Source organism: Arthrobacter agilis (assembly GCF_002953615.1).
Classification (GTDB): domain Bacteria; phylum Actinomycetota; class Actinomycetes; order Actinomycetales; family Micrococcaceae; genus Arthrobacter_D; species Arthrobacter_D agilis_B.
The window spans coordinates 3,411,729-3,414,233 of sequence record NZ_CP024915.1 but is presented as its reverse complement, the minus strand read 5'-3'; the positions used below and the strand labels follow the sequence as shown (position 1 = coordinate 3,414,233).

Annotated in this window: 3 protein-coding genes; 2 read left to right on the top strand and 1 reads right to left on the bottom strand. The window is 71.9% G+C overall.

What is annotated here, in order from left to right; genetic code table 11:
• On the top strand, positions 1 to 992 hold a 992-nt coding region (locus CVO76_RS16820), incomplete at its 5' end, for a glycoside hydrolase family 26 protein (protein ID WP_208740208.1).
• Here CVO76_RS16820 and CVO76_RS16815 read toward each other — a convergent pair.
• On the bottom strand, positions 951 to 1,790 hold the full coding sequence (locus tag CVO76_RS16815) for a DNA-formamidopyrimidine glycosylase family protein (RefSeq protein WP_208740207.1): 840 nt from the start codon (positions 1,788 to 1,790) through the stop codon (positions 951 to 953). The genes CVO76_RS16820 and CVO76_RS16815 overlap by 42 nt on opposite strands.
• A gap of 379 nt (positions 1,791 to 2,169) precedes the next feature.
• Here CVO76_RS16815 and CVO76_RS16810 point away from each other — a divergent pair, with 379 nt between their 5' ends.
• Positions 2,170 to 2,421, top strand: coding sequence for a hypothetical protein (locus CVO76_RS16810; RefSeq protein ID WP_208740206.1), 252 nt, complete (start codon positions 2,170 to 2,172; stop codon positions 2,419 to 2,421).
• Positions 2,422 to 2,505 lie beyond the last annotated feature (84 nt).

Below are 2,505 nucleotides of genomic sequence, written 5' to 3'. Positions count from 1 at the left end.
CCGCCGGCGGCGCCTTCCAGGCGTCGATCGTCATGCCCGCCGCTGCGGGCACCGTGACCGTCACCGCGACGGCCGGGAACGCGGTTGCGACCGCCCGCTTCACCGTCGTCGAGCCCGCCCCCGTGCCGAGCGGCACCGCCAAGGCGATCCGGTTCGGCGTGGGCACCAATGGCGGGCCGGCTGCCGGTGCGGAACTGGACGAGGTGACGGCCCTCGCCGGCGAGGCGCCCTCGATCGTCCTGTCCTACAAGGACTTCAACCAGCCCGCGCCCATCGCCGAACTCGACGCCGTCCGAGCGAGGGGCGCCGAGACCCTCCTGACCTGGGAGCCCTGGACCTGGGGCGGCGGCACCGCGCAGCCCGCCTACTCGCTGGACCGCATCGCAGCCGGCGACTTCGACGCCTACCTGCGCGAATGGGGCACGGCCCTGGGCCGGTGGGGCCAGCCGGTGTACCTCCGCTTCGCCCACGAGATGAACGGGAACTGGTACCCCTGGGCGGAAGGCGTCAACGGCAACGGGACGGGCGACTACGTCGCGGCCTACCAGCACGTGCACGACGTCGTCGCGTCGACCGGTGCGACCAACATCAGCTGGGTCTGGAACCCGAACGTGCCCTACTGGGGCTCCGTCCCCCTCGACGGTCTCTATCCGGGCAGCGGGTACGTCGACGCCGTGGCACTCGACGGCTACAACTGGGGCACCTCCCCGTCGGGGGGCAGCTGGCAGGAACCGGAGGCGGTCTTCGGCGAGGGGATCGCGCAGCTCCGCTGGCTCGCTCCGGGAAAACCCGTCCTGATCGCCGAGACCGCGTCCTCGGAGGTCGGCGGATCGAAGCCCCAGTGGATCACGAACCTGTTCGGCTACCTCTCCGCCCAGCCGGACGTCGTCGCCCTCGTCTGGTTCCACATCGCGAAGGAGGCCGACTGGCGCATCAACAGCACGGCAGCGTCAGCCGACGCCTTCGCGGCGGCGCTCGCCACCCGGCGCTGACTGCCGCAACGGCTGGCAGCGCGGGCACCACCAGGTCCGGCGACGGCCCGGATCACCGGGGACCTCGGCACGGACGCACACAGTGGTGCCGCAGCGCAGGCACGGCTTCCCGGCCCGGCCAGCCACCCAGTGCTGCTCGCCCTTACGCGTAGTGCCCGTGGTGACCTGGTGGGCACCGGGCTGGACGGCGGAGAACCGCAGGCATCGTGCGCCGAGCGCCACGAGCGCGGGGATGTCGGTGTCGGCCACGGGGGTGTCCGGGTGGATGCCGCGCAGGAAGCACAGCTCGTTGGCCCAGAGGTTGCCGAAGCCGGCGACGTTGCGCTGGTCGAGCAGGGCCGCGGCGACCCGTTCGGCGGGATCCCGGCACAGCCTGGCGGCCGCCTCCTCCGCGGACCAGTCGTCGCGCAGCGGATCGGGTCCGAGGTGCCCGACGACATCGGCCTCCGCCCGCGTGGGCAGCAGGTCGACGACGGGAAGGTTCAGTCCGTAGGCGGTGGGGCCGTCCTCGACCTCGAGGATCACCCGTGCGTCGGGCAGCAATGCGCGCGGCAGCTTCCTGCCCGCGGCGGTGACCGTCCACGAGCCCTGCATGAGCAGATGCGTGTGGAGGGTGAGTCCGCCGTCCAGCCGCGTCAGCAGGTGCTTGCCATGCGTCACGTGCTCCACCACCCGCAGTCCGTCCAGTGCACTCGTGGCATGGGCGGGGACACGCAGATCGCCACGGCGGAGGAGTCGCCCGTCGAAGGACCGCCTCAGCCGTGCCGCCAGCCGGAACACGCTGTCACCCTCGGGCATCGCACCTCCTGCTCGCTCCGGCATCCATCAGGGCAGGCTAGCCCCCGCCACCGACACCCGGCCCGGGAAGACCGGGCGCACGACCCGCCCGTGTCGACCGCCTGCGCCCACCGGTCGCTCCGTGGCTCTGCCCTCCCGGACTCCTCGCCCGGGAGGCAGGGCCCGCGCTTTCCGGCTCCTGATGGGCGGCGTGCTCGTGGCCGATCGCGACCTCACGGACCGGCAGGCGAAGAACACGTTGACGTAGCGCCGGGCGGCTTCCGTTCCGGGCGGTCGAACCGGTACTCTTTTGCCTTGCCCTGCCGGGTTCGCCCGGCATGCGTGGTCTAGAAGCGGGCCCGATCGCAGTGTCCCGTCCCACCACCGAACAGGCACCCCCTTGAGAACCAGACTCACGCCCTCCGACGACTTCCCGGAAGACCTCACAGCACTCGAGCTGCCCGAGGTCGAGGTCCTCAACAGCAAGATCCACCGCGAGCTCGACCACGAATACGCCACCGACGGCGAAGCGGCCATGGAGACCGAGATCCGGCACGAGGAACTCACCGAGGAGCTCGATCGCAGGGACCAGCAGCCCGGCTCCTCCCCGGTCCGGCCCGACGTCGTCGAACCCGTCCTCCGCTCCTCCTGACCGCCGGCACCTACACCCGCTACACCCGCCCACGAACCGTGGCAACCGGCCGCCGGGTGCCGCATGGCGTTGTAGCCCCGGAAG

Coding starts and splice junctions, on each gene's coding strand:
- CVO76_RS16815 (WP_208740207.1), bottom strand. CDS start 1,790: ATGCCCGAGGGTGACAGCGTGTTCCGGCTGGCGGCACGGCTGAGGCGG.